Here is a 1,673-nt window from a genome sequence, read left to right on the forward strand (position 1 = left end):
GAGGGGAACAACGCCAACGCGACCACGTACCGGACCATCAGCGCCGCGGGCAGGTCCCGCGTCCGCTTCTCGCGACGACCGGTCTCGGTGACCACCCGGTCGACCAGCGCGTCCGGGAACTGCGCCGCCAGCACCNCCAGCCCGACCCGGTCCACCAACCGGTCCTCGGGCTTCTCCTTCACCTGACCGCGTCTCGGCACCCCTCGAACCTACACGATCAGAACCTAAGTTCCTGGTATTGGGTCCGTTCCCGAGGATCATGTCTGGCGATCAAGTCTTGACCTGGGGTTGGACAGCTTCGGATGGGAATCCGCGGGGGCCGGTCGGCGTGTCGTGTGGGCCGGGCGGTTGGCGTGTCGGGTTAGTCCCGACGATCATGTCTGGGCTTGTGGTTCTGACCAGGCGTGGGACAGGTGTTCTGGGACGCCAGCGACCCGATTCTCACGGTAGTTGGCCTTTTCGAGGCAGGTTGGTGGTCAGGTCGCGGTCCGGGTATCCTGTCCAAGCCAAAGCGGTGATTTGTTCCCGGAGAATGTCACCATGGCCGGCGTGACGGGCGAAATCCTCGATCAGGAGCAGGTAGACAAACCGCAGGCTGACATCGCCAGCGCGGGGGTGCGCCTTGGTGTCGTCGAGTTCGAAGTCAGCGGCGATCACGCGGGAACGCTCGCTGGCACGCTCAAACTCGGCGATCACGTCGGCCAGCGTTTCGCCGTCGGCGACAACGAAACTGCCGTCGTCACCGGTGGCGTAGCCGTCGCATGCGGACTCGTCTAGGCCGAGCAGGGTGCGTTGGAACCAGATGCGCTCGGCGGTGGCGGCGTGTTTGATCAGCCCGATCGGTGTGGTCAGTGAGACGACCAGGCGCCGCCGTGCGTCGGTCTCGGATAGCCCTCGCGCGGTGTCGATGAGCGCTTGCCGGTTGCGGTCAAGCAAGCTCTCCAACATGAGACGTTCGGGTCCAGTGGTCATTCGGGGCCATATGAACATTAATTGTCCAGCTTTCTGGGTTGAAAGGACATTGACGGATCAGACCATGGGCGCGTACTCGAGCAGCATGAGGGCCGATCGGACAGGGCTCGTCTCGATTGCCAAGGAGAACACCGATGACATCGGCGCCGGAGGCCCGCCGGGGATGTAGGCGCTGCAAACGCTTCTCGGCCCTCGTCAGAGGGCCCTCGGGGAATGCCGTGTCCAGAGCCGAGGAAGAGCCGGATCGGTCACAAGGATAACATCCAAGCTATGCGCGTGTCACGTGACTTGTGTCGATCTGTTCCGGCGCGTTATGGGCCGAGGGTATCCCGAAGCTCAGGAGCCATCCTCGACATCAAGATCGGTTCGGGCTGCTCGGAGTTGACCGTGGACGTGTGCGAGCGCGTCGCGGAGTTGCTGGTTCTCGATGCGTAACGCATCCACTGCAACGCGGATTAAGCCGCCCCTCCAGCACGTCCCGCTTGCCGTCCGCGACCACTTCGACCAGAAGCCGTTCGGCCGCCAAGATCCACCGAATCCGCCAACTTACCCGGACGCTCTGAGGTCAAATCATCCACGTCAAGATGACGGAATTCAGGTCGATGGTCTGAGGTGGTCCCCGTTCTTCGGACAGTGATCCCTATGTGGGATAATTGATCCGTGAGCGGAGGAGATCAATGAGTCAGTCGCGGAGGCGGTAC

Annotated in this window: 2 protein-coding genes; both read right to left on the reverse strand. The window is 62.8% G+C overall.

Annotated features, from left to right (window positions below; all coding sequences use genetic code 11):
• Window positions 1-135: transposase domain-containing protein (locus FF36_RS31225; RefSeq protein ID WP_242423011.1), on the reverse strand; the 135-nt coding region annotated here is incomplete at both ends.
• A gap of 306 nt (window positions 136-441) precedes the next feature.
• Complete coding sequence (locus FF36_RS31230) at window positions 442-990, reverse strand: DinB family protein (RefSeq protein ID WP_313949848.1); 549 nt, start codon at window positions 988-990, stop codon at window positions 442-444.
• Between the last annotated feature and the right edge of the window lie 683 nt (window positions 991-1,673).

It is taken from the genome of Frankia torreyi (assembly GCF_000948395.1).
GTDB lineage: Bacteria > Actinomycetota > Actinomycetes > Frankiales > Frankiaceae > Frankia > Frankia torreyi.

What these genes read in the sequence shown, in the direction of transcription:
- FF36_RS31230 (WP_313949848.1), bottom strand. Translation starts at nt 990, where the DNA reads ATGTTCATATGGCCCCGAATGACCACTGGACCCGAACGTCTCATGTTG.